The 26,655-nt window shown below is 40.3% G+C and carries 24 protein-coding genes; 15 read left to right on the top strand and 9 right to left on the bottom strand.

Going from position 1 to position 26,655, the window contains the following annotated elements; all coding sequences use genetic code 11:
- Positions 1 to 40: 40 nt before the first annotated feature.
- The gene (locus tag F887_RS05315) at positions 41 to 1,276 is read right to left on the bottom strand and encodes a pyridoxal phosphate-dependent aminotransferase (RefSeq protein ID WP_005295765.1); all 1,236 of its coding nucleotides are present in this window, start codon (positions 1,274 to 1,276) and stop codon (positions 41 to 43) included.
- 213 nt (positions 1,277 to 1,489) lie between these two features.
- Between F887_RS05315 and F887_RS05320 the strand changes: the two genes are divergently transcribed.
- A complete protein-coding gene (locus tag F887_RS05320; protein WP_005295763.1) occupies positions 1,490 to 1,669 on the top strand; it encodes a hypothetical protein in 180 nt (59 codons plus the stop codon).
- Positions 1,670 to 1,708: 39 nt separating this feature from the next.
- On the opposite strand, the gene F887_RS05325 is transcribed toward F887_RS05320, so the two are convergent.
- Positions 1,709 to 2,503 (bottom strand): A1S_2505 family phage non-structural protein, encoded by a 795-nt coding sequence (locus F887_RS05325; protein ID WP_005295761.1) that lies wholly within the window; start codon positions 2,501 to 2,503, stop codon positions 1,709 to 1,711.
- Between the two features lie 526 nt (positions 2,504 to 3,029).
- On the opposite strand from F887_RS05325, the gene uvrB reads away from it, so the two are divergent.
- The 8 genes from uvrB to proB all read left to right on the top strand — a co-directional run bounded on the left by uvrB (position 3,030) and on the right by proB (position 12,645).
- The gene (uvrB, locus tag F887_RS05330; RefSeq protein WP_005295755.1) at positions 3,030 to 5,054 is read left to right on the top strand and encodes an excinuclease ABC subunit UvrB; all 2,025 of its coding nucleotides are present in this window, start codon (positions 3,030 to 3,032) and stop codon (positions 5,052 to 5,054) included.
- A 120-nt stretch (positions 5,055 to 5,174) separates the two neighbouring features.
- Positions 5,175 to 5,759 carry a lipocalin family protein gene (locus F887_RS05335; protein ID WP_005295754.1) on the top strand — a complete coding sequence of 195 codons (585 nt, stop codon included), beginning with the start codon at positions 5,175 to 5,177 and terminating at the stop codon, positions 5,757 to 5,759.
- Between the two features lie 103 nt (positions 5,760 to 5,862).
- Entirely contained in the window at positions 5,863 to 6,804 is a 942-nt protein-coding gene (gene rarD, locus F887_RS05340; RefSeq protein WP_005295752.1) for an EamA family transporter RarD, read from the top strand.
- Positions 6,805 to 7,072: 268 nt separating this feature from the next.
- Positions 7,073 to 8,530 (top strand): glyceraldehyde-3-phosphate dehydrogenase, encoded by a 1,458-nt coding sequence (locus F887_RS05345; protein WP_005295749.1) that lies wholly within the window; start codon positions 7,073 to 7,075, stop codon positions 8,528 to 8,530.
- A gap of 137 nt (positions 8,531 to 8,667) precedes the next feature.
- Entirely contained in the window at positions 8,668 to 9,411 is a 744-nt protein-coding gene (locus tag F887_RS05350; protein ID WP_005295747.1) for a hypothetical protein, read from the top strand.
- Positions 9,411 to 10,091, top strand: a complete 681-nt coding sequence (locus F887_RS05355; RefSeq protein ID WP_005295745.1) for a hypothetical protein — start codon at positions 9,411 to 9,413, stop codon at positions 10,089 to 10,091. The genes F887_RS05350 and F887_RS05355 overlap by 1 nt, the downstream gene beginning before the upstream one ends.
- Positions 10,092 to 10,281: 190 nt before the next feature.
- Positions 10,282 to 11,496: an Obg family GTPase CgtA gene (gene cgtA / locus F887_RS05360; RefSeq protein ID WP_005295744.1), complete on the top strand. Its 1,215-nt coding sequence runs from the start codon at positions 10,282 to 10,284 to the stop codon at positions 11,494 to 11,496.
- A 15-nt stretch (positions 11,497 to 11,511) separates the two neighbouring features.
- Complete coding sequence (proB, locus tag F887_RS05365; protein WP_005295742.1) at positions 11,512 to 12,645, top strand: glutamate 5-kinase; 1,134 nt, start codon at positions 11,512 to 11,514, stop codon at positions 12,643 to 12,645.
- A 25-nt stretch (positions 12,646 to 12,670) separates the two neighbouring features.
- On the opposite strand, the gene F887_RS05370 is transcribed toward proB, so the two are convergent.
- On the bottom strand, positions 12,671 to 13,345 hold the full coding sequence (locus tag F887_RS05370; RefSeq protein ID WP_005295741.1) for an HAD-IB family hydrolase: 675 nt from the start codon (positions 13,343 to 13,345) through the stop codon (positions 12,671 to 12,673).
- Positions 13,312 to 14,520 carry a DUF1615 family protein gene (locus F887_RS05375; RefSeq protein WP_005295739.1) on the bottom strand — a complete coding sequence of 403 codons (1,209 nt, stop codon included), beginning with the start codon at positions 14,518 to 14,520 and terminating at the stop codon, positions 13,312 to 13,314. The genes F887_RS05370 and F887_RS05375 overlap by 34 nt, the downstream gene beginning before the upstream one ends.
- Before the next feature lie 82 nt (positions 14,521 to 14,602).
- Here F887_RS05375 and dusB point away from each other — a divergent pair, with 82 nt between their 5' ends.
- Entirely contained in the window at positions 14,603 to 15,628 is a 1,026-nt protein-coding gene (gene dusB / locus F887_RS05380; RefSeq protein WP_005295737.1) for a tRNA dihydrouridine synthase DusB, read from the top strand.
- Positions 15,629 to 15,684: 56 nt separating this feature from the next.
- On the opposite strand, the gene oxyR is transcribed toward dusB, so the two are convergent.
- From oxyR to rubA, 4 genes are all read right to left on the bottom strand, one after another.
- On the bottom strand, positions 15,685 to 16,590 hold the full coding sequence (gene oxyR / locus F887_RS05385) for a LysR family transcriptional regulator OxyR (RefSeq protein ID WP_005295735.1): 906 nt from the start codon (positions 16,588 to 16,590) through the stop codon (positions 15,685 to 15,687).
- Between the two features lie 6 nt (positions 16,591 to 16,596).
- On the bottom strand, positions 16,597 to 17,541 hold the full coding sequence (gene estB, locus F887_RS05390) for an esterase EstB (RefSeq protein ID WP_005295733.1): 945 nt from the start codon (positions 17,539 to 17,541) through the stop codon (positions 16,597 to 16,599).
- A gap of 84 nt (positions 17,542 to 17,625) precedes the next feature.
- Positions 17,626 to 18,807 carry a rubredoxin reductase RubB gene (gene rubB / locus F887_RS05395; protein ID WP_005295732.1) on the bottom strand — a complete coding sequence of 394 codons (1,182 nt, stop codon included), beginning with the start codon at positions 18,805 to 18,807 and terminating at the stop codon, positions 17,626 to 17,628.
- Positions 18,808 to 18,890: 83 nt separating this feature from the next.
- Positions 18,891 to 19,055, bottom strand: coding sequence for a rubredoxin RubA (rubA, locus tag F887_RS05400; protein WP_004678010.1), 165 nt, complete (start codon positions 19,053 to 19,055; stop codon positions 18,891 to 18,893).
- Positions 19,056 to 19,403: 348 nt separating this feature from the next.
- Here rubA and F887_RS05405 point away from each other — a divergent pair, with 348 nt between their 5' ends.
- Positions 19,404 to 19,841, top strand: coding sequence for an SRPBCC family protein (locus tag F887_RS05405; RefSeq protein ID WP_005202469.1), 438 nt, complete (start codon positions 19,404 to 19,406; stop codon positions 19,839 to 19,841).
- A gap of 159 nt (positions 19,842 to 20,000) precedes the next feature.
- Entirely contained in the window at positions 20,001 to 21,527 is a 1,527-nt protein-coding gene (gene lysS, locus F887_RS05410; protein ID WP_005295730.1) for a lysine--tRNA ligase, read from the top strand.
- 57 nt (positions 21,528 to 21,584) lie between these two features.
- Here lysS and F887_RS05415 read toward each other — a convergent pair whose 3' ends face one another.
- Complete coding sequence (locus F887_RS05415; protein WP_005295727.1) at positions 21,585 to 22,082, bottom strand: DUF2059 domain-containing protein; 498 nt, start codon at positions 22,080 to 22,082, stop codon at positions 21,585 to 21,587.
- 167 nt (positions 22,083 to 22,249) lie between these two features.
- On the opposite strand from F887_RS05415, the gene F887_RS05420 reads away from it, so the two are divergent.
- The 3 genes from F887_RS05420 (at position 22,250) to cysN (ending at position 26,624) form a co-directional block, all read left to right on the top strand.
- Entirely contained in the window at positions 22,250 to 23,695 is a 1,446-nt protein-coding gene (locus F887_RS05420; RefSeq protein WP_005295725.1) for a capsule assembly Wzi family protein, read from the top strand.
- Between the two features lie 323 nt (positions 23,696 to 24,018).
- On the top strand, positions 24,019 to 24,927 hold the full coding sequence (gene cysD / locus F887_RS05425) for a sulfate adenylyltransferase subunit CysD (RefSeq protein WP_004808480.1): 909 nt from the start codon (positions 24,019 to 24,021) through the stop codon (positions 24,925 to 24,927).
- Positions 24,928 to 25,010: 83 nt separating this feature from the next.
- Entirely contained in the window at positions 25,011 to 26,624 is a 1,614-nt protein-coding gene (gene cysN, locus F887_RS05430; RefSeq protein ID WP_005295723.1) for a sulfate adenylyltransferase subunit CysN, read from the top strand.
- Positions 26,625 to 26,655: the final 31 nt, after the last annotated feature.

The raw sequence follows: 26,655 nt of genomic DNA, 5'->3' as shown, positions 1-26,655 counted from the left end.
AGAAGCTTCCCAAAGGAAGCTTCTTTTATTGCATCTTAAATTATTGAGCCGCTTTTTCTGCTTGGATAGATGCAATTGCAGCATCGACACCATCAATTGAATCAGCCGCTTTTTTGATACGCGCTAAAGCATCTACTAAAACTTCGTCAGCAGTTGCGTAAGAGATACGCATAAATCCGCCTAAGCCAAACGCATCACCAGGAACAACAGCAACGCCAGTTTCTTCAAGCAACCATTCAGAGAATTCTGTGCAAGATTTTAAGCCTTTGGCACGGATCAATGGGCGAATGTTTGCATAAGCATAGAAAGCACCATCAGCAGGTAGGCATGAAATGCCTTTGATGTCATTTAAGCCATTCACAACTAAATCATGACGGCGTTTGAATGCTTCAATCATCGGTTGTAAAACGTCTTGTGGACCATTCAACGCTGCTTCAGCCGCAACTTGCGAAATTGAAGTCGGGTTAGAGGTTGACTGTGACTGGATTTTTTTCATTGCGCCAATGATTTTTGCAGGACCAGCTGCATAACCAATACGCCAGCCTGTCATTGCATAGGCTTTAGATACACCATTTAGAACGATCGTGCGGTCATATAAGTCTGGTGCAACAGTTGCGATGTTGTAGAACTCATCTTCCCAACGGATTGGTTCGTACATGTCATCAGATGCAACAAAAACCTGTGGGTGACGACGCAATACTTTAGCCAACGCTTCGAGCTCAGCTTTGGTATAGATCATCCCTGTTGGATTAGACGGGCTGTTTAAAACAACTAAACGAGTATTTGCTGTGATTGCTGTTTCTAATTGTTCTGGTGTGATTTTGAAACGCTGCTCTTCACCACATTTTACGATAACTGGCGTACCTTCAGCGATAATTACCATATCTGGGTAGCTTACCCAGAACGGAGCAGGGATGATCACTTCATCGCCTTTGTTTAACAAAGCAAGTGCCAAGTTAAAGAAACTTTGTTTACCACCACAAGAAACCAAAATCTGGTTGGCTTGATAATCTAAATTATTATCACGTTTGAGTTTCGCAATAATTGCTTTTTTTAAGCTTGGAGTACCGTCTACCGCTGTATATTTGGTAAAGCCTTTATTAATCGCTTCAATTGCAGCATCTTTGATATGTTGAGGGGTATCAAAGTCTGGTTCGCCTGCACCTAAACCAATCACGTTTTTACCGGCAGCTTTAAGCTCAGCAGCTTTGTTGGTTACTGCAAGTGTAGGGGACGGTTTGATGGCATTGACACGATCAGAGAGACGTACGTCCACGGCATTATTCCTTCTTATGGGATTAAAAGATAAAAAGCAGGTTATCTTAGCCTAAATAGACTTGATTGTGGCTGAAACTTGCCTTAATCGCATAAAAAGTTACCAAATTTTAGCTCGCGAGCGCATTCTATTTTTTTACATATTTTATTTTTATCAAAACAGCAAAAATCCATTACAATAGCGGCTAGAAATCTAGATTTCGAGAGAATTTCAATGAGTGCTCAACAACCTAAAGCAAAAAAAGCTTTGGTGAAATTACCATTCCCTATGCCGTCTGCTCAGGATGATTCTGAGGATGCAACGCATAATCAGGTTCGCCCAAAACCTGAACAATATGCCGATCGTACTTGGATGCCACCACGTGGTACTCGTCGTTCGATGGGGAAGCGTTAATAAAAAAAGCCAATCATATCGATTGGCTTTTTTTATTGTTTAATGGCGGTTTAATGGATGCTGTATTTCTAACTCACCACGCCAAAGTTTAATAAAATCATATTCATCAATATCGTAAAGTTCCATTAAGGCAATAATCACACTGACAAAAATCATTGCACCTTCAGTATTATCATGGAAATTAAAAATCTTGCCGTTGAGCTTGCCGAGAATATCGCTGATTTCATGTTCACGCCCGCGACCATAGCGATCACGTGGATAAAGCTCTTCATTTAAAACCACCAGTGCAATGGCTTTTTCGGCAGCAGTTAAATTGGTTTTATCCAGTGCCTCTTCAAAAGACTCATAGCCATGGTTGAAGTAGAAAATCACTTCATCGGTAATAAAGGCATGTACCGCTGCGGCGGTTAAGTTGGGAAATTGTGAAACCGCATCTTCTTCAATATAAGGGCGAAATGATTCGGGGAAAATCACATTCGAATGGATACCTTTGAATAATGGCGCGATTTCTGACACTTTATAACCCGCAATACCACAACCTAGAGCCGTCAAAAAGTATTTCATTTTTGCATGGTTTTTGGCGTAGATTTTAAAGTCATCGACATAATGCTCGATTTGAGACAGTGGCATTTGTTGTAAGTGTTCATTCAGTGTCGGAATCGCAAAAGTTTGGCCCGCCCAACCACGACCCACGCCTGTCACGGCAGCAAAGTGCTGGGCAGCGACGCGTGCAGCACCGCTATCATGGATACCCGCTAAGTTACTGCCAAAAACAAAGACTGTATCTTCTGGGAGTTCCGTTACGATTGTTTCGTCATGGTATTGGTAAGCCATATTTTTATCATTGAAATAAAGTATAAGTTCATGTTGCAGTTGATTGTTTGGATGGTCAAGTATAAATATACAAATTACCATAGGAAAAATAGCTAAGTACACCGCCAATTAGCCAAAATAATATACCTACAACTGCTAAACGTAACTGCTGTTTTATGATTGTCCAGTTATCATTTTTCTGCATTTGAATGACTCTTAAAAGTATTTTTGATAAATTCCGAACAAAACAATGACTAAATAGAGTGTACCTACAACCAATATTACTGTCCCCAAATAACTGAGTTGATTATTGAAAGCCGTTTGTTCAAAGCATTTTCTTGATAGTTTTTGTTCTTTTTTTATTGGAGTTGTATTCTCCGTTGCTTCATTTTATTGTAAGACACAGTTTTTAATCTAAGTTGTAGATTTTTTATTATAGCTTATGTGCTTAACATAGGGAGGTTTAAAGAAACCAAAAATAGGATTGAGTATTTATAGATCATCCCCATAAAATGAAGATACTTGAACATAAGCAGAAAGCATTTCTATGAGCGAAAACCAGCCATTTGAGTTAGTCACCAACTATCAACCTGCGGGCGATCAACCTCAGGCGATTGAAAAATTGGTCAGCGGTATCGATCAAGGTTTTCGCAATCAATTGCTGCTCGGGGTTACTGGGTCAGGTAAAACCTATACCATGGCCAATGTGATTGCCCAAACGCAACGTCCAACCATTGTCATGGCACATAATAAAACGCTTGCTGCACAGCTCTATGGTGAGTTCAAAGCTTTTTTTCCGAATAATGCGGTTGAGTATTTCGTTAGTTATTACGATTACTATCAGCCTGAAGCCTATGTGCCATCTTCAGATACATTTATTGAAAAAGACTCAGCTATCAATGACCATATTGATCAAATGCGTTTGTCTGCAACACGCGCTTTATTAGAACGTCGTGATGCCATTATTGTGGCCTCAGTTTCTGCGATTTATGGTTTGGGCGATCCAAATGCCTATATGCAAATGTTATTGCATATCGTACAAGGCGATCGTGTCAGCCGTGATGAAATCATTCGCCGTTTGGTCGAAATGCAATATACCCGTAATGAACTAGAGTTTTTACGTGGTACCTATCGTATCCGTGGTGAAATCATTGATATTTTCCCAGCGGAATCGGATAAAGATGCGATTCGCGTTGAGTTATTTGATGATGAAGTGGATTCGATTCGTTGGTTTGATCCATTAACAGGAAAATTGGTACGTAAGGTGCCGCGTGTAACGATTTATCCAAAAAGTCACTATGTTACGCCGAAAGATCATTTAACTCGTGCCATTGATACCATCAAAGATGAGTTAAAAGATCAACTGAAATTTTTCAAAGAGCATGACAAATTATTAGAGTCTCAGCGGATTGAACAACGTACACGTTATGATTTGGAAATGATGCAACAGCTAGGCTATACCAATGGTATTGAAAACTATTCACGCCATCTTTCAGGTCGTAGCGCTGGAGCAGCACCACCAACCTTATTTGATTATATCCCCGAAGATGCCTTGTTGATTATTGATGAATCACATGTGACCGTTCCACAGATTGGTGCGATGTATAAAGGTGACCGTTCGCGTAAAGAAAACTTGGTCAATTATGGTTTCCGTTTGCCAAGTGCTTTAGATAATCGTCCGATGAAATTTGAAGAGTGGGAGCGAATTGTTCCAACAACAGTTTTTGTCAGTGCAACACCTGCTCATTATGAGTTGGAAAAATCTGAACAAATTGTTGAGCAGGTGGTGCGTCCAACGGGTTTAATTGACCCAGAAATTGAAGTGCGTCCAGTGTTAACACAGGTGGATGATGTGTTATCTGAAATCAATATTCGTAAGCAACTGAATGAACGTGTATTGGTGACGACTTTGACCAAACGTATGGCTGAGGATTTAACCTCATATTTAAAAGAATATGGTGTGAAAGTCGCTTATCTACATTCGGATATTGATACCGTTGAACGAGTCAAGATCATTCATGAGTTACGTACCGGTGTGCATGATGTATTAGTCGGGATTAACTTATTGCGTGAAGGCTTGGACATGCCAGAGGTTTCTTTGGTTGCGATTTTGGATGCAGATAAGGAAGGTTTCTTACGTTCCGAGCGTTCATTAATTCAGACCATTGGTCGTGCTGCACGTAATGTGAAAGGTAAAGCGATTTTATATGCGGATCGTATTACTGACTCGATGCGTAAAGCAATCGATGAAACGGATCGTCGTCGTAACAAGCAAATTGAATTTAATGAATTGCACGGGATTACGCCACGTAGTGCTGTGCGCCAAGCGATTAAAGAAATCGATACTGGTGAAGTGCTGACTGATGATGAGATTGATGAAAATGTGCTTGAGCAGGCACGGGCGATTAGCGCGGATGAACAGCATCTTTTATCCGATCCAAAATTGTTTGCTAAGCACATCAGCAAGCTTGAGAAAGAGATGTTGAAAGCATCTAAAGAGCTTCAGTTTGAACAGGCAGCAAGATTGCGTGACGAGATCGTGCGCTTAAAAGCACATATGCTGCAATCTTAATTAGACAGAGAAATCCTCAAAAGGGATACATATCGCAACAGTTTTTGTTTATAAAGTAGGCTATTTTTAATAGCTAACTATATGACTATTTATAACAAATTACTGTTTTGAGGATTTCTCATGCCTTTTATTCAAAATTTCCCGAAAGCGAGTTGGCGCCTTGCAAAAATTGCGATTGGTGGGGCTGTCTTAACTGGGTTGGCTGTTGGAACCATTGCTTATGCACAGGCAAAGCCTTTACCGACAGTAGATAAAGTCGAACTCGATAAGTACTTGGGTGTTTGGTATGAGGTTGCTCGAAAACCGATGTTTTTTGAGCGCAAGTGTGCCTATAACGTTACTGCAACTTATACCCTAAATGAAAATGGCAATATTGTTGTTGATAACAAATGCTATGACAGTGAAGGCAATTTACAGCAAAGTGTCGGTGAAGCCTTTGTTGCCAATGCACCATTTAACAGTAAATTACGTGTTAGCTTTCTACCAGAAGTAGTGCGCTGGGTGCCTGTGATTCGTGGTGATTATTGGATTTTAAAGCTGGATAATGAGTACCAAACCGTATTGGTGGGAGAGCCACGCCGAAAATACTTGTGGGTCCTTTCACGGATACCAAATCCAAAAAAAGAAATTATTAATGAATATCTAAATTACGCTAAATCATTGGGCTATGATATTGCTGATGTGATTTATCCTGAACATCACTAAATAAGATATACTTGTTTTAAAACCATGCTTGCATGGTTTTTTTATTTTTATATAGTGGATAAGTCACATATTTTACTAATTCTCTCAAATTCAGAGGTTCAAAGTGTTTAAAGGAATTGCTTATTCAGTTTTGGCTTCTGTGACCTTTGGGGTTTTATATTTTTATACCCAACTGCTTGGTGCATTTAATAGTGAACAAACTTTTGGCTGGCGTATTGTTGCAACATTGCCATTTCTGACATTATTTATGTGGTTTAGCGGTGATTTAATTCATATCAAAACCATATTTAAACGGATTCTAGCTCGACCTCGTCTCTTGTTACTTTTAATGATGACCTCTGTTTTAACCTCAGCACAGCTGTGGCTGTTTTTGTGGGCACCTATGCATGGTCGAGGTTTGCAGGTTTCGTTGGGTTATTTCTTATTGCCTTTGGTCTTAGTGTTGGCTGGAAGTATTTTGTATGGTGAAAAGCTTTCAAAATTCCAGTACCTCGCTGTATTGCTCGCTGCTTTAGGGGTTGGACATGAAATATGGCGTTTAGGCAGTATTGCTTGGGAAACAGTCTTTGTTGCAATCGGTTATGCAGCTTATTTTATTCTTCGTAAAAAGATCCAAACGGATAATTTAGGTGGGTTTTGGTGGGATTTATTATTGATTCTACCCATTGCAATTTTCTTTGCCCAAACAGGCGATACGCCGTATCTCAAATTCTTAGCACATCCAAGCTTGGTATTTGTAGTGATCGGACTTGGTTTGCTCAGTGCAATTGGCTTAGGCAGTTATATTCTTGCCAGCCGCTACCTTCCACTAATTATCTTTGGCTTGTTGGGGTATTTGGAACCTGTATTGCTGGCCTTGGTGTCTTTGTTACTTGGGGAAAAAATTGGAGCAGGTGAATGGTTTACTTATATTCCTATCTGGTTGGCGGTGCTTGTTTTAGTGATTGAAGGTGCTGTGCATTTAGTACAGCAAAAGCAACGTAAACAGCATTTGCAACTTAATGTGAAACAATATTCAAAACGGGTGGGGATGGATGAAAAATAGGACAAATTTGCGATTTACTTTTTCATGAAGCAAAAATTATCAATAAAACTGTTATAAGCGTTGATTAAATTGAACATATTGTGATGAAGGTGAGTTCGTTTTACCAAAATTCACAAAAATAATTATAGGTATTTTATGAATTTATAGTCAATTAGGACAAAATCTTAGCGCGTTTAGCAGCTTTTGATTCAATCTTGATGATAATTCTATTACAATAATGGCGTTTTAAAAATTCACGCCCAGTATATATAAATTAGAGGACGTAACTGTGAGCAAAGAAACAATCGTTGCCCTACACGCAGAACACCAAGGTCGTTGGAAAAACCGTGAAGAAATCGCGGAACGTATGATTACCTTAATCGGTCAATTGTATCGTGAGAAAAATATTGTTGTTTCTGTTTACGGTCGTTCTTTAATCAACCGTTCAGTAATCCAAATTTTAAAAACACATCGCCGTACGCGTATGCTTGATGTTGAACTTTCAGTTGTAAATACCTTCCCAATTTTGGAAGCGTTAATGAAAGTTGAGAACATTGGTTCTGCTGAAGTTGATATCGGTAAACTTGCAGTTGAATTCAAAAATGCAGGCGGTGATGCTGACGCTTTTGTTGCAAATGCTGTTGCTTCAATTCAAGGTAAAGAGACTGCTGCTGCGCCTAAAGATGTTGTTCTTTACGGTTTTGGTCGTATCGGTCGTATCTTAGCGCGTTTAATCATCAGCCAATCTGGTTTAGGTCGTGGTTTAAGCCTTAAAGCAATCGTTGTTCGTAAATCATCGGATGGTGACTTGGCGAAACGTGCTTCATTATTACGTCGTGACTCTATTCACGGTACCTTTGATGGTACGATTTCTGTAGATGAAGAAAACGAAGCAATCATTGCAAACGGTCAGTTCATCAAAGTGATTTATGCGTCAAGCCCAAGCGAAGTGGACTACACCGCTTATGGTATTGAAAATGCACTTTTGATCGACAACACAGGTAAATGGCGTGATGCTGAAGGCTTGAGCCAACACTTGAAATGTGCAGGCGTTGCACGTGTGGTATTAACTGCGCCAAGTAAAGGCGAAATGAAGAACGTTGTATTTGGTGTGAACAACACTGATATTTTAGATGAAGACAAAATCATCTCGGCTGCAAGTTGTACAACGAACGCAATTACACCTGTATTAAAAGTTTTAGACGACAAATACAAAGTATTAAATGGTCATGTTGAAACAGTTCACTCTTTCACCAATGACCAAAACTTGATTGATAACTACCATAAAGCTGATCGTCGTGGCCGTGCTGCAACGTTGAACATGGTAATTACAGAAACTGGTGCTGCAAAAGCAGTTGCTAAAGCTTTACCTGGCCTTAAAGGCAAGTTAACAGGTAACTCTGTACGTGTTCCAACACCAAACGTTTCGCTTGCAATCTTGAACTTAAACCTAGAGAAAGAAGTTGATCGTGAAGAAGTGAACGAATATATTCGTCAAATCTCAATCAACTCTAGCTTACAAGGTCAGATTGGTTATACAAACTCGACTGAAGTTGTATCAAGTGACTTTATTGGTTCTCGTACAGCGGGTGTGTTTGATGCGCAAGCAACAATCACTTCAGGTACTCGTTTAACCGCTTATGTTTGGTACGATAACGAAGTGGGTTATAGCTGCCAAGTATTACGTATCGCTGAACAAATGTGTGGCGTAAGCTATACAAAAATTCCTGCTGAAACAAATGCATAATTTGTTTGTAGCACGATAAATAAAAAAGCCCAGTTTGACTGGGCTTTTTTATTGACTGTACAGAATATATGCTGAATAAAACATAAAAATCGATGAGAATGATGGAAAAGGGACATAATTAATCAAGGAATCATTCATTGTTGCAGTTTAGACGTTTATTTATCGTATTTGCTTTAATTGTGGTGGCCAACTTGTGTGGTGTGTATATCGCAATGTGGGTATTCAAGCATTTTAATATTTATATTCCGTTGAAAAATCAAGATGTCGCCATCGATTTGCAAGAGCCTTTACAGGTGCGGGTAAAAATCAAAGATGCTTTAAATGTTGATGTAAATGGGCGTGTTGATGCAAAAATTCCAATCAATGAACACTTGAATGTTCCACTGACTCAAACACTCACACCACGGGTTTATTTTGATAATGTAGTTCCAATTAGTACCACGATTCCTGTTAAAGAAACGATTAAGGTGAATCAAAGTTTGCCAATCGATACCAAAGTTCAGGTCAAGATTTTAGGTAAAGATGTGACGTTGCCTTTGAAGGGCTCGATTCCTCTACAGCTTGATGTTCCAATCGATATTCAAGTGCCGTTACAGCAAAAAGTACATTTAAAATTTGATGCGCCTGTGCGTACCGTACTCAAGGAAAATTTAAATATTCCGTTGAAAGCGCAACTGAATGCCAATATTCCAATTCAAGGTAATTTAAATGTCCCGATTACCTCTGAACTCAATGCCACAGTGGATGTAAAAAATACCTTACCTGTCAAAATCGCACAGGGTGAATTAAAGATTCCGTTATCCACGATGTATTTAGATCGTGTCAAAGCTCAGCCTGTTGACGTACAAGCAACTCAACATGATGTAAAAGCAGGTGAGTAATGGAGATGCCCAAGACACTGAAAAGCCTGCTGATTAGTTTTGTGATTGTCACAACTCTGGTGGCGATCCTATTTTGGTTTTATTTAAATATTCAGGCATCTTTAATTGTTTCTGCGCAACAGGCAGATATTCGTTTACCTGAATCCTTGGGAACCAAGATCCAAGTAGGTGATCATTTAAGCGTGAAGTCGGAAGGTCAACTGAATACGGTATTGGACATCGATCGCACTCTACAGTTACCTTTAAGAGGGAAGTATTTGGCTGATCTAAGCTTTGAAGTCGAAACACCGATTACGGTGGATATCAATTATGAAACCACGCTGAAAGTGGATGAAGTTATGCCGATTGAAACCAGTACAGATTTGATCTATCAAAATAAACTATTACCCAAGTTTCCTTTGAGTCTGAATATTCCAGTGAAATTGGATATTCCTTTTCAACTCAAAAGAACCTATACCGTGCCAGTGAAAATTGTGTTTGACGGACCAGTATATTTTGCTTTTGATGAAACGGTCGATTTGCCAGTGAAGCATCAATTTAAGCCGAGTTTTTATATGAATGATGCGATTAATATGAGTAAAATTTCTTCCTTTGATGCGATCATGTATAACTCGGTACAGCAGACTACAGCCAATCTGGATATGCAAATGGAGTTGCCTTTGAAGAATGTGAGACCGTAGTTGCTTATATATTCCATCTACTGAATATTTTATGCTTGATATTGACGTTATTTTGCAGACCTTAAAATAGCGAAATGAAATGTTGAACGAATAATAAATTTAAAAAAATCAATTTGCTGATTTTTCTATTCGAGAATTTTATTAAAATGTGGCAAAATAGCCCGTTTTACAGAATTCAGAGGATTGGCACATGCGCTTTGTTGATGAAGCAGTCATTACCGTAGAGGCTGGCGACGGTGGCAATGGCGTAGCCAGTTTTCGCCGTGAAAAATTTGTCCCTTTTGGTGGTCCAGATGGTGGAGACGGGGGACGTGGTGGAAGTGTTTATATTCAAGCCGATGATGATACCAGCACGCTGGTAGATTATCGCTATACACGCCGATATCGTGCAGAGCGCGGTAAAAATGGTTCGGGTGCGAACTGTTCTGGCCGTGGCGGTGAAGACATTATTTTAAAAGTGCCAGTCGGTACAACCATTGTTGATACTGAATCAGGCGACATCATCGGTGACCTGGTTGCTGATGGGCAACGTGTAAAAGTTGCGCATGGTGGTGATGGTGGTTTAGGGAATACTCACTTTAAATCATCAACCAACCGTTCGCCGCGTAAATGTACACACGGTATCAAAGGTGAATATCGTGAAGTGCGTTTAGAGTTGAAAGTACTTGCCGATGTTGGCTTATTGGGTATGCCAAATGCCGGTAAATCGACCTTCATTCGTGCCGTGAGTGCGGCAAAACCAAAAGTTGCAGATTATCCATTTACCACAATGGTGCCTAACTTAGGTGTGGTCGATGCCGATCGTCATCGCTCGTTTGTTATGGCGGATATTCCTGGATTGATCGAAGGTGCGGCAGAAGGTGCAGGTTTGGGAATTCGCTTCCTGAAGCACTTGGCGCGTACCCGTATCCTGTTGCATATCGTTGATGTTCAACCGATTGATGGTTCAGATCCTGCGCATAATGCTAAAGCGATTTTGGGTGAGTTGGTAAAATTTTCACCAACTTTGGCAAAACTTCCAGTGGTTCTTGTACTAAACAAACTTGACCAACTCCCTGAAGAATCAAGAGAAGAGTGGTGTCAGCACATTCTTGATGAATTGCAATGGGAAGGTCCTGTATTTAAAACCTCTGGTCTTATGTCAGAAGGAACCAAAGAAGTTGTGTATTACTTGATGGATCAAATCGAACAACAACGTGAGCGCGAAGTTGAAGATCCAGAGTATGCAGCAGAAGTTAAAGCATTCCGTGAACAGCTTGAGTCTGAGACACGTGAGCAAACCATCGCAGCAAAAGAAGCGTATCGTGCTATGCGTAAGGCTCAGCGTGAAGAAGGCTTGGATGATGATGAAGACTTTGATGATGAAGACGATGGCGATGTAGAAAGCGTCTACATTCGTGACTAGTAAACCGAGGGAAAAATGATAGAAGTGGTCGATGGGCAACGTCAGCTCAATGCGTGTAAACGAATCGTTGTTAAAATCGGATCATCTTTACTCACTGCAAATGGGCAAGGTTTAGATTTAAGTGCAATTTCGCATTGGGCGAAACAAATTGCAGATCTACACAATGCTGGACATGAAATTATTCTCGTGTCTTCAGGTGCAGTTGCAGAAGGGATGGTACGCATGAAACTTGCGAGTCGACCCACTGATCTACCCAGTTTGCAAGCTTGTGCAGCCATTGGCCAAATGGGCCTGATCCATACTTGGTCAAGTGTACTTGATCAACATGGCATCCAGACAGCACAGGTTTTACTGACACATGATGATCTTGCTGATCGTCGTCGTTATCTCAACTCATGCGATGCTTTGCAGAACTTGATCGATTGGCGTGTGATTCCAGTCATTAATGAAAATGACACGGTTTCAACCGATGAAATCCGTTTTGGCGATAACGATACTTTGGCCGCGATGGTTGCAGGGCAGGTTCAAGCAGAATTGCTGATTATCCTCACGGATCAGCAAGGCATGTTTGATTCAGATCCACGCAGCAATCCAAATGCAAAACTGTTTTCAGCCGTTCGAGCGCTCGATGACAGCTTGTTTGAAATGGCTGGTGGCGGTGGTGTGCTTGGTCGTGGTGGTATGGTCACGAAAGTTCGTGCGGCACGTCTTGCGGCACGCTCAGGTTGTCCAACTTTAATTGCCAGTGGTGAAAGTGACCATGTGCTTGCTCGTTTAATGGCGGGTGAGATGTTGGGTACCTTATTTACCACTGATAATGATCGTGTCACAGCGCATCAGCAATGGCTAGCAGCACACTTACAAACTGCGGGCCGTTTAGTGATTGATGATGGTGCTGTTGAAGCCATTAAGCTTAAGCATCGTAGTTTGTTACCTGTCGGTGTGAAAGCGATTGAAGGGCATTTTGATCGTGGCGATGTGGTGGAGTGTGTTGATAAACATGGCGGTCGTATCGCGGTTGGGCGAGTGAATTTCAGTTCGCGTTCTGCGGAAATGATCAAAGGTTTATCTTCGGAAAAAGTCTATCAAGTTCTCGGTGAAGCACGTTCGTTAGAAATGATTCATCGTGATCATATGGCGATTTATTAAATTACCATCAATAAAAAAGCTCGCATCAAGCGGGCTTTTTTATATCTATTGTTTTTAAGTGGCTGGGTTCTAATGGGGGCAATGCTTTTTCTTCACCCATCATATAGGCATAATCTGCCAGTGAAAGCATATCCAGATCTTCTTCACTATTTCCATAGGCATAAATAGCGTGATAGTCATCTAAATTGTAGTTTTGCAAAATACGTATTTTCTTTTGTTCACAACTGCAATCTTCTGAGTTGTAACTGCCTGTCAAAAGTCCGTCTTGGGCTTCAGTTTGCGTGCAAATTAAATCAATATTCAGAAATTCACAGATTGGCGTCAGATAGAGATCGACTGAGGCAGACACTAAAACAATATGGTCACCACGTTGTTGGTGTTGTTGCAGTTGGCTCAATAAATCCTGATCCAATTTTTTTAACAGTTTTTGCGCATATTCTTGGGCTAGTTTTTCAACCACGTCAGCAGGAATATCTTTAAACATGGTTTCAAATAAACGTGGCCGCATGGCATGTGCAGGGTAGAGACGTAAATAATAGGCTTGAATCCATGGTAGGATTTTCAAGCCTCTTTTAATAATGTGACGCTTTGAAAGCGCAAAGAAAATAAATCCAGTGAAACTGTCTCTTGGATAAAGTGTCCCATCGAAATCAAATAAAGCAAGGTTTAGAGTTTTATGCGTTTCGCTCTTTGCATGCATGTTTCATATCGTCCATTTACGCGACTGGCGAACCAATTGGTATTGTAATCGCGGCTAAGTTTAGGGCCAGAAATAACGACTTCAGGCATAATTGCATAAATCGGTTCTTTATTGGTTTTATTTTGATACAACTTTTGAGCGGCTAAGTAAGTTTGCGTATCTTCGAACTTCTTCTCTTTTTCTTTCTTTAAATCTGCTCGAATTTGGCGCGGAGTAACCAGAATTTTATTGTTGGTAAATGCTGAGATTACTTCTTTTTCGGATTGGCTTAGTGCAGATTGTACATTCCCATCTTTATTGTAAAGTAATAAATCACCATCTAAATCAAGGTCTTTACCTTGTATAACTTCAAGCATTTTTTGAAAAGCAGCATTACGACTTGAATACATACCTGAGTTGTAATCAGCAAAACGATAGATGGCTTTGTCATAATCAGCAGAATATTCCATCAAACGGTGAATGCCATAATACAAACCACCATATTGGGTATACAGGTCATCACGCAGTTCGGCAATATTCCCACTTTGACGCTTATGTTCTTTGGCATAATTGATATGCACTTGCATTGAACCCAAAGTGGTAATTGGATTCATTTTCTCGCCAATGTCTTGTCCCACCAGTTTTGCAGCACCCGTTAACGCACTGACATGATAATGTTTCGACATATAGTCAAAAATTTCACGGTAGAGCAGGTCGAGTTCACGCTCAGTTCTGACTTTGCGCATTTGGCTCATGTAGTTATTTTCTGGTGAAGGTTGGTTTTTGAGTACATCCTCAAAATAACCTGCCACTGTGCCGCCAATGGTTTCACCCAGCTTGGCTTCAAATTTCTCTTTGAGTCGGGTATTGATTTCTTGAACGGCTTTTTCACCCAAGCCTGGTACAGCAGGATCAGCGACAAAGTTAGACTCTTGATCGACCACAGCCACAATACTGCATACATTTTGCTTGGTTTTTGGAATACTCAGTTGTTGCATGATATCAAAAATATCTTGCGACCAAGACTGACGATCATTTACGCGTGGTGGCAGCACTTTTGTAATTTGCTCAGCCTTCATTTCAGGTTCTTTATTATTTGACCACCAAGCATTATCACCACAAGCCGCTAAGCTTATGCTGATTGCCAATAGGCTAAATGTTTTGAATAGAGGACGAGTCGAAAACGATTGGTTCATAATGAAGACAACACCGCACAAAAAGATGAGCCGAACGGGCGAATGAAGTATACTATGTTGATCAGAAATTGTAAGAAAATATATGTATATTGGTCCATATCAACTGTCAAATAATTTGATCGTTGCCCCAATGGCTGGCGTAACAGACCGACCATTTAGAACACTCTGTAAGTACTTTGGTGCAGGACATGCGGTCAGTGAAATGATGACTGCGGATAAGACACTCCGTATGAGCAAAAAGAGTCTCTATCGGGCCAATTTTGATGGTGAGCTTGCACCTATCTCCGCACAAATCGCAGGTTCTGATCCTGAACAGCTTGCAGAAGCGGCACGCTATCAGGTGGCGAATGGTGCACAAATTGTTGATATCAATATGGGTTGCCCAGCTAAAAAGGTGTGTAACAAACTTGCGGGTTCAGCGTTATTACAAGATGAAGATCTTGTTGCGCGTATTCTTGATGCCGTAGTTTCCGCAGTGGATGTGCCAGTCACTTTAAAAACCCGATTGGGTTTTTTAAATGGCCATGAAAATATCTTGCGTGTTGCGAAACGTGCTGAAGAGGCGGGGATAGCAGCCTTAGCTTTGCATGGTCGTACCCGTGAAGACATGTATTTAAATACAGCACGCTATGAATTGATTAAGCAGGTTAAAGAATTGATTGATATTCCATTGATTGCCAATGGGGATATTGATAGCCCTGAAAAAGCCAAATATGTGCTGGACTATACTGGCGCAGATGCCATTATGATTGGTCGTGCTGCTCAAGGCCGACCTTGGATATTCCGAGAAATTGCCCATTATTTAGAAACAGGTGAGCATTTGGCTGCACCCGATATTGCGGAAGTCAAAGCTGTATTATTGGGACATTTGGCTGAACTGTACCAGTTCTATGGTGAATACTCAGGCTGTCGTATTGCGCGTAAGCATATTGCTTGGTACACCAAGGGTTTACGTTCAAGTAATGAATTTCGCCAGAATATGTATAAAGTTGAAAATACGGCTGATCAAGCCAAAGTGGTTGAAGGGTATTTTAATCAGTTGCTGGATCAAGGTTTACGTATGAGCGATGTACAAGTTGAACAAGTGAATTTATTAGAGATTCAATAATTATTGTTATTGATTAAAAAAAGCCTGTAATTCAAGTTGAATTACAGGCTTTTTTATTAAGATAAGTGAGCCGTGATTTTTTGCAGAATTTGCAAGATCACATCAAATTCACTTTGTAACGGTGTGCTTTTACGAGTCACTAAAGCCAAGGTGCGGCTTGGTGCAGCCTCAATCGCTTTCACATCAATCTCTTCATTGAAGTGAATCATGCTGTTTTTGAGTGCGATTTCAGGTAAAAGCGTAAAGCCAAGATCTGAAGAGACCATTTCAACCAGTGTTGGTAATGAACTGGCTTTTAAGCGATGATCATTCTTGCGCTCACCCACAGGGCAGGCACTTAAAGCATGATCACGTAAGCAATGTCCTTCCTCAAGCAACATTAAACGAGATAAATCTAAGTCATCTAATGAGTTGGCATTGGCAGCATTGGTGTCTTTCTTGTTGTATACAAGGAAGAGGTTCTCTTTTGCAATTTCAGCAACTTTTAGACTGCGCGTATCAAACGGAAGCGCAAGCACAATCATGTCTAAATTACCGTGTTCTAACTTCTCTACAATCTTCTCACTTTGAGCTTCATGCAAGTGTAGTTGGATTTTCGGCAATTGCTGATGAACTTCATCTAAGAGTTGAGTCAGAATAAAAGGTGCAATTGTTGGAATAATACCGAGATGTAAATCGCCCGTTAATGGTTCGCTCATCTCTCGACTTAAACGCATCAGGTCTTGGGCATCGGCAAGCAACACTCGCGCTCGCGCCACCACTTGCTCACCTAATGGGGTTAAACGGACGTTTTGACGATCACGCTCAACTAAGACGCCACCTAATAAACGCTCTAATTCCATGATGCCACCAGACAGTGTTGACTGGGTGACAAAGGAACGACGCGCTGCTTCAGTAAAATGTAAAGTTTCTGACAACGTAACTAAATATGATAGCTGTCTTAATGAGGGTAATGCAGCCATAGTGTCCTAGTGTGATGATCTAAAGTGGTGAGTAAACAAACCACTAAGTTGCGGAATGAAATGTGCAGGAATATCATGCCCCATTCCTTGAATTAATTCAAACTTAGCACCAGAAATTGCTTTTGCAACAGCTTTCCCGTGACTTGGCGGTAACAGGCGATCTTTTGATCCGTGTACAACCAAGGTCGGCTGAGTAATCGTCTTGTTCAATGGTAACAAAGAACCTGTACATAATATTGCTAAAAATTGTTGAAGTACACCCGCTGGATAAAAACTACGTCTATATAATTTGCGAATCGTTTGAATTGATTCGACTGGATTGACATAACCAGGTGAGCCGATAATACGGAAAACATTTAAACTATGATTAATAATTGTTTCTTCATCATGCCCTTCAGGTTTACCCAATAAGCTAAAAAGCTGCTTTGGAAAAGGGGGAGGCAAAAACGGTTGATTATTACTGGTAAAGAGTAAACCTATTTTTTCTACTTTTTCTGGATATTTCGCAGCAACAATCTGTGAAATCATTCCGCCCATTGAGGCACCAATAATGTAGGCTTTCTCTATGCCTAATTGATCAATCAGCATCGCTACATCGTCGGCCATATCATATAAGGTATAAGGTGCACCTTCATTGCTCAGACCAAACATGAAGCGGCTCATCAGTTTCATGGTATTTAGTCGTTTGCCTTTATTGCGAATTTTAGAAGATAGACCGATATCACGATTATCAAAACGAACCACGCGGAAACCTTGGTCGATTAATGCCTTACAGAAGAAATCAGGCCAAAACAGCATTTGTGCGCCTAAGCCCATGATCAGTAAGATCGTTGGATGCTCTGGATTACCGCCCATTTCAACATGTAGTTCAATGCCATTGCCCAAAGTAACTTTGGTTTCCTGCATAAAAGAAGCATAGGGCGACACGTTAAATTGGAGGGCACTGTTCATGATCTTCGTTCCAAATAGTATTCTTCTTATTGCTCAGAGAGTTTGAAGGAAATTCTATTCTCAACAAACTCTCGTATTTAAACCTTAAACTTGCGCTGGAATCAAGTCTGGAACCAGCTTGGTGAGCGTTAAACGTTGTTTGCCTGCCGTTGCGCCTAACAGAACAAAACCTCTCAAGGTTCCTTCACCATCAGCTGCTTTGGCAAGCATACCATCATCAAACTCTTCAGTTTCCCAGTTCACATCCACATTAAGCGGTGCAGGTAAAACCGTCAATGGCGCAGCAGGTGTTTTTACTGCAACTGGCATAGCAGGGTAATGTACCGCTGTACTTTGCCCACTCAGGGTTTTTGCTAAAGCACGCGCTTGTTGCATGATTGGCATCACATATGGCAATAACGTACCATTTACTTCTGCACAGTCACCCACAGCATAGATATCAGCTTGATTGGTTTCTAGCAATGTGTTGGTAATAATGCCGCGACTGGTTTGAATGTCTGCTGCTTTTGCTAACGAGATATTCGGTTGTAAGCCAATTGCAGAAAGAACAATATCAGCGACCAGTGTTTTACCATTGGCTAAAGTGACTTCGTAGTCTTCGCCATTATTAATTTTGGTGACTTTTTCAACCGTGGTAGAGAGTGCAAACTTAATGCCTGCTTGTTCTAAATTGGTCTTAAAAGCTTCAGCGACATGGTTTGGTAATAAGCGACCCAGTGGCTGAGGAGCTAAGTCAATTACAGTAACATCATATTGGCTATGCAATAAGTCATTGGCAAATTCACAGCCAATCAGACCTGCACCAAGAATAACCACGCGTTTGTCTTTACGGTTTGCAAGGTTTTCACGGAAGATACGATAGTCTACCAATGAGTTCACAACATGAATGTCATCACTGCCATCACCCGCAATCGCTAATCGAATTGGATTTGCACCGACAGCCAATACTAACTTTGAATAGGGTTGGGTAATGGTTTGCCCATTTTTTTCTAATGTAAGCTCATGGTTTTCAGCATCAATGGCTTTTACCCAAGTATCTGCTTCAATACGCATATTCAATTGGGTTGCCATTTTAGTCGCATCGCCTAAAGCGATTTGTTCTGGTGCTTTGTTACCCGCAAAGGCATTGGATAATGTTGGTTTTGCATAATTTACCGCATCATCTGCACAGATCATAACCAGTTCTTGTTCAGGACTTAGTTTACGAAACTCTCGCGCTACGGTGTAACCTGCCATGCCCGATCCGATGATAACGATAGGATGCATTCTATTCTCCAATATTTTCTTATTTAAAAACAAATGATAGGAAAAAAAAGACCATGATCATTGTCATGGCCTTTTAGATCTATTTAGATTTCAACCATTTCAAAATCAGCTTTTGAAACGCCGCAATCTGGGCAAGTCCAATCATCAGGGATATCTTCCCATTTGGTACCTGCTGCAATGCCGTCTTGTGGCCAACCTTCTGCTTCGTCGTAAATCCAACCACAAACGATACATTGATATTTTTTCATGTGACTCTCCAAACTGATAGGTATGTTCAAGTTGCCTTTCAGTAAAACTATTCCGTAATGTCGCTATGATCGCTGCAATAGGAACTAACTTATGCTAATCGGGAGTTAGATTTTTACGCAGAACGACATTTAAGTAAAGTAAATGCAAGAGTTTAATCATTTATTCAAAAAGTGATATGGCAATTCTATCTGAAACTCTTGTTATTTGAGCAATTACTCTAATTTTTTGTAAAAATATAACGCCTATACCATTAAAAAAAGCCGAAATGTATAAATATAGTGTGTATAAAAAACAAACATTCAGAATCAAGATATGATGATGAAAACAATGATCAAGGAGAATAAAACATGGAAACCTTATCTTATAATATAAAAATTTATGCGACCCCTGAGAAAGTTTGGGAAGTGCTTTGGACTCCAGAAAGTTATCAAGCGTGGACAAAATTCTTTGCATGCGATTCAACCATGACCACGGATTGGAAAGTCGGTGGTAAAACCTATTTTGGTGATGGTAAAGGCAATGGCATGATCTCTACCATTGAAAGTATTGATGAGCCTAAAGAGATTGTTTTTAAACATCTAGGAATGATCGAGAACGGCAAAGAAGATCTGGAAAGTGAGGCTGTGAAGTCTTGGGCCGGTGCTTTAGAAAAATATATGCTGTTTGATTTTAATGGTGAAACGCAACTGCATGTAGAAGTCGATATTCAACCAGAGCATGCAGAATTTATGAATAAAGGTTTTGATCAGGGACTTGCCATGGTCAAGCATCTGGCTGAAAAATAAGTTGTAATTGTGATCGTCAAGAGAGGGCGGTAGTTGTGTTATCTACATTCAAAAATTGATAAATCTTCATTTTTTTGAATTGTCTAGTTGAAATAATACGAAAATGAGTTGTGATCTGCTATTCTATGTCACTTCATTTTTTACTTAATCGAGGCAGAGATGACGCAACAAAACGCTCAATCGACTTCTGAACAAACACTTTCCGAAAACGATTTAATCGCACAGCGTCATGCCAAATTAAAGCAAATCCAAGAGACTGCAAAACAAACGGGTAAGAGCCCGTGGCCAAATACGTTTAAACGTGAGCACTATTCAGCTGATTTGCAAGAACAGTTTAAAGATCAAGACAAAGCGCAAATTGAAGGCGCTGAAAAAGTGTATGTAAAAGTTGCGGGTCGTGTGATGCTTAACCGTGGATCATTTATGGTGATCCAAGACATGACAGGTCGTATCCAACTTTATGTAGACCGTAAAGGTTTGCCAGATGACATTTTAGAAACCATTAAAAGTTTAGACCTTGGCGATATTATCGCTGCTGAAGGTTATATTGGTCGTTCGGGTAAAGGTGACTTATATGTCCACCTTGAAGGTTTCGAATTACTGACCAAATCACTGCGTCCGCTGCCAGATAAATTCCATGGTTTAACAGATACAGAAGCTAAATATCGTAAACGTTATTTAGATTTGATCGTAAATGAAGAAACACGTAAAACTTTCGAAATTCGTGCCCAAGTGGTTGCAGGTATTCGTGCATTCTTAACCAATGAACGCTTCATGGAAGTTGAAACGCCAATGATGCATGTCATTCCTGGCGGTGCATCTGCAAAACCATTTGTAACGCATCATAATGCTTTGGATATGGAGCTTTATTTACGTGTCGCACCAGAACTCTATTTAAAACGCCTTGTGGTCGGTGGTTTTGAGCGTGTGTTTGAAATTAACCGTAACTTCCGTAATGAAGGGGTTTCGACACGCCACAACCCAGAATTCACTATGATTGAATTCTATCAAGCATATGCAGATTATAAAGACTTGATGGTATTGACTGAAAACATGCTTGAAAAATTGGCAGTCGATATCTTGGGTTCTACTGATGTGCCTTATGGTGAAGAAGTTTATAGCTTCAAAGGACCATTCAAAAAGATCTCAATGTTTGATGCAATTCTTGAGAATAACCCTGATTTCACACCCGAAAATGTGAATGATCGCGAGTTCTTGGCGATATTTACCAAAGATGTTTTAAAAGAGCAGGTGAAACCTGGTTTTGGTTTAGGTAAATTGCAAACTATCGTATTTGAAGAAACGGTAGAAACGAAACTCCGTCAGCCGACTTTCATTACTGAATATCCAGCTGAAACTTCACCACTTGCGCGTCGTAATGATGATAATCCACATATTACCGATCGTTTCGAGTTCTTTATTGGTGGTCGTGAATTGGCAAATGGTTTCTCTGAGTTAAATGATCCAATCGACCAAGCTGAGCGTTTCCAAGCACAAGTTGCTGAGAAAGATGCTGGTGATGATGAAGCAATGCATTACGATGCTGACTTTATCGAAGCATTGGAATATGGTTTACCACCGACAGCAGGTCAGGGGATCGGTATTGATCGTTTGGTGATGTTATTCGCGAATGCAGCGAGTATCCGTGACGTGTTGTTGTTCCCGCATATGCGCCGTAAAGATTAATTAACTGTTCAATAAAAAAGCCACTTTAAAGAAGTGGCTTTTTTATGCTTGATTGAATTATTCCGCTTGCATATCTTTTGCTAGTTTATCAGCCGCTTGCATAATTTTGGGTGTAATGGCATCCATTTGTTTGTAACCGACTTGCATGCTTTTTTGCATGACAATTGGCATTTTATCAATAGTCGATTGCCCCACGGGCGTTTTATAAAATTTAATCATGCCGTCGATTTCTTCTTGGTTAAACTCTTCTGCATAGATTTTAATCATTTCAGGTTCTAATTTTGCCCATGTTAATTCTTCTTGCATAATTTTGCCGAGTTCCTGAGTGTAGTTAACAACGGCAAGCTCCTGTTTGGTCGTTAATTTTCTTCCTTGAGTGATCTTTTCTATACTTGAATGCATCATGCTATTGATCTGCTGACTCATTTGACCGAGGAATTGTTCTGACTTGGTTATCTTTAACAATTCTTTCACAGATTCTTTCGTTGTGGGTTGAGCAAAAGCAGGGGTAGAAATTGCTGTCATAATGACAAATGTCGCAATCATCTTTTTCATTATTTGATTTCAGTTGTGTTATAGATGAATTAAATGTTACTGACTGGCATCAATTATTGTCAATTTATGTTGCATGTTAAAAAATGTAATTGTTTCGTTTGACGATTGAAAACTACTCATAAACCAACGATCATGTCACCATAAATAAATTTGAGAACAGTTTGGATATGTTTTTAAAAAAATCGCTTTATATCGCATTATTCGCTTCTCTTTCTTTCCCAGTATTTGCACAGGGTATTGTGCTCAATGATGAAAATTTAAGAACTGATCTGAATTGGTTAAACCAACAAGGTGTCATTCAAATCAGTACATCAACTTGGCCGATGAGCGGTGATGAAATTCAACGTGCATTGTCTCAAGCAAAGATCAGCAATAATACGCAGCAAAAGGTTGTGAATTCTATTGTAAACGCCTTACAAGCAGACAATGCAACTGTGAAAGTTGGTTTGCATGCCGGAACAGATATGAAGACTGTTCCGCAAGCATTTGGTGATAATCAGAAATCTCAATACCAAGCTGCAGTTGAATTCAATGCTGGTGGTGAAAATTGGGATGCCAAGCTTCGTGTCAATGGTGAGAAAGATCCATTGATTGATAATGGCAATGATGCGAATGTTGAAGGTTCATACATCGCAGGCAAGCTGTGGAATCAGTGGGTTATCGCTGGTCAGATTCCGACCTATTGGGGGCCTGGGCATGATGGCAGTTTGATCCGTGGTGATGCGAGTCGCCCTGTTTATGGTGTGACTGCGCAACGTGCAGTGCAAAATGCATTTGATACAAAATGGTTATCTTGGATTGGTCCTTGGCAATACCAAGCTTTTGCAGGGCAACTGGATGATTATAAAGCGGTGCCAGACACTAAATTGATTGGTCTGCGTTTAACAGCTCGTCCATTCCAAGCCTTAGAAATTGGTGCTTCACGTGCAATTCAATGGGGTGGTGAAGGACGACCAGAAAGTCTAAGTTCGCTTTGGGATGCTTTCACTGGAACCAAAGATAATGGTGGTACAGGAAAAGCAGATCCATCTAACCAGATTGCAGGATTTGATGGACGATTGTTCTTACAGCCCTTATTTAATGTGCCTGTGAGCTTATATGGACAGTTTGTTGGTGAAGATGAAGCAGGCGGCTTACCTGCAAAATATATGTACCTTGGTGGTGCTGATTTTTCATCTAGCTATAAAAATATGCCATACCAGCTTTATGCTGAATGGGCGGATACGCGTACCAATGGCGAAGTAAGAAAAATCTCTTATACCCACACGACCTATAAAGATGGTTATTACCAACATGGTTTCCCATTAGGACATGCAATAGGTGGTGATGGTCAGATGTATTCGGTGGGTGGTGACATTCGTTTTGATGTCATGAATCGTTTAAATGGTCGCGTGATTTATGCCAAAGTGAATCAATCTGACTTGGCAATCAATGCAGCATTTCCAAAACAAGATACCGTAAAAGGTCTTGATCTTACTTGGACGCATTATTTAAAACCAACAATTCCATTAAAAGTGAATGGTTGGGTCAGTGACTCAGATTTAAATGGAAGTGATGGCGGTGTTTCAGTAGGTGTTGAAATTCCATTAGAACGCAATATGTTCCGCTTCTAAGCTAAAAATTCTCATTAAAAAAGAAGTCTTTATAGGCTTCTTTTTTAATTCAATTCATGTGAAATTGATTGTATTGTTATTCCTGAATCTTATTTTCATATCATAATTTTGCATATTGATATGAAAAAACAAGCTAAAGAACTGAATCTAAATTATTATAATGAATAACCTTTATTGAGTGGCTGTTCTGCCATCAGTAAGAATATCGATATCATGAAAAATTGGAGTTGTTATGGCACTCGTTCCTCCACACAGTCTTCAAAGTGGTGGTTTAATACCGCTTATAGATTTTATGGATAGCATGGATAAGGAGGAAATTGTACATGACTGAAAATAGATTAACTCACCTCAAGCAACTTGAGGCAGAAAGTATTCATATTATTCGTGAAGTTGCAGCTGAATTTGAAAATCCTGTGATGCTTTACTCGATTGGTAAAGACTCAGCAGTGATGTTGCATTTGGCATTAAAAGCATTCTATCCAGCTAAACTTCCATTCCCACTACTGCATGTAGATACGGGTTGGAAATTTAAAGACATGATTGCTTTCCGTGACAACATGGCAAAAACCCATGGCTTCGATTTGATCGTGCATCAAAATGTAGAAGGTCGTGAAGCAGGAATTAACCCGTTCGATCATGGCAGTTCAAAATATACGGACATCATGAAAACCCAAGGTTTAAAACAAGCTTTGGATAAGTATCAGTTTGATGCTGCTTTTGGTGGTGCACGCCGTGATGAAGAAAAATCGCGTGCTAAAGAGCGTGTGTATTCATTCCGTGATAATAAACATCGTTGGGATCCAAAAAACCAACGTCCAGAACTTTGGAATCTTTACAACGGTAAAGTGAACAAAGGCGAAAGTATTCGTGTATTCCCATTGTCGAACTGGACTGAGTTAGACATTTGGCAATATATCTATTTGGAAAATATTCAACTTGTTCCTCTTTATTTCTCTGCGGTTCGACCTGTGGTTGAACGTAGTGGTACGTTAATCATGGTGGATGATGAACGCATGCGTTTAAAAGAGGGTGAAGTTCCACAAATGAAATCGGTACGTTTCCGTACGCTTGGTTGTTATCCGCTAACAGGTGCAGTTGAGTCTGAAGCAGATACCTTGCCTGAAATTATCCAAGAAATGCTTTTAGCGACCAGCTCAGAGCGTCAGGGTCGTATGATTGACCACGACGAAGCAGGTTCGATGGAAAAGAAAAAGCAAGAAGGTTATTTCTAATTTCCTCAAGCAAGTCCCTCTTTTTAAAGAGGGGTTTAGGGAGATTAAAACCGATTTCTAAAGAATATGTGGAGTTTTGAGCAATGTCTCATCAATCAGATCTTATTAGCCAAGACATCTTGGGATATTTAAAACAGCATGAACAAAAAGATTTATTACGCTTTTTGACGTGCGGTAACGTCGATGATGGTAAAAGTACCTTAATTGGTCGTTTACTTTACGATTCAAAATTGATTTATGAAGATCAATTGCAAGCGGTAACACGTGACAGTAAGAAAGTGGGAACAACAGGTGATGCACCTGACCTTGCCTTACTGGTCGATGGTTTACAGGCTGAACGTGAGCAGGGTATTACCATTGACGTGGCTTATCGCTATTTCTCTACCGAAAAGCGTAAGTTCATCATTGCTGATACACCTGGACATGAACAATACACGCGTAACATGGCAACGGGTGCATCAACGGCCGATCTTGCGATTATCTTGATTGACGCGCGTTATGGTGTGCAAACACAAACTCGCCGCCATTCATTTATTGCAAGCTTATTGGGTATTAAAAATATCGTTGTTGCAATTAACAAGATGGACTTGGTTGAGTTTTCGGAAGCACGTTTCAATGAAATCCAAGTTGAATATGATGCGTTCGTAAGTCAACTCGGTGATCGTCGCCCTGAAAATATTGTGTTTGTACCGATCTCGGCATTGAATGGCGATAACGTTGTTAATTCATCTGCAAGTACGCCATGGTACAAGGGTCAAACCTTGATGAGCCTTCTTGAGTCAGTGGAAATTAAACGTGAATCAAATAAGCGTGAATTCCGTTTCCCTGTTCAATATGTGAATCGTCCAAACCTCGATTTCCGTGGTTTCGCAGGTACGATTGCACTGGGTGAAATTAATGTTGGTGATGAAATTATTGCATTGCCATCAGGGAAAAAATCAACAGTTAAAGAGATTGTAACTTTTGATGGAAATCTTGAACAAGCGGTTGCAGGCCAAGCTGTTACTTTAACCTTAAATGATGAAATTGATATTTCACGTGGCAACGTAATGGTACGTGCAGGTGAACAGCCATTAATTTCACGTAGTGTGCGTGCATCTGTCGTTTGGATGAATGAACATCCTTTGGTGAAAGGGAAGCTGTACAACGTCAAAATTGGTACGCAAACTGTTCCTGCTAAAGTGACTGCAATTAACTTCCGTGTCAATGTGAATACATTGGAGCACACGCAAGTTGAAGAACTAGAGTTGAATGCAATTGCGGATGTTGTAGTCGAATTTGATGCACCAGTAGTCTTTGACCAATACCAAGACAGCCGTTACACAGGTTCATTTATCTTTATTGACCGTCTAAGCAATGTGACGGTGGGTGCGGGTATGGTTGAAGCTGCAGTTGAATGGACAGCGCATAGCAATCCTGTGACTGCAGAAGATCGTGCTGCTCGTTTAGGTCAGAAACCTGCTGTGATTGGTGTTTCTGTAGAACTAATCGGCAAGGCTCAGGCTTTAGAGAGTTTATTGATTCAACAAGGTGTAGTTGCAATTGCAAAAGCAAATTTAACGGCTGAGCAAATTGCATTATTACGTGAAACTGGTGTAGTGATTATTACTACAGTTGTTGAAGGTACGGATACAGAGATTGCGGCTGAAACGGTTGAAGAAGCAGCTGAAAAAATTGTGGAATTGGTTCGTCTTTAATAGATCGAGTGAATTTAAGAAAACCCGCGCA

It is taken from the genome of Acinetobacter sp. NIPH 2100, from assembly GCF_000369805.1.
Lineage (GTDB): Bacteria > Pseudomonadota > Gammaproteobacteria > Pseudomonadales > Moraxellaceae > Acinetobacter.
Note: the sequence above shows the minus strand (reverse complement) of the source record. Positions and strands in the feature narration are given on the sequence as shown.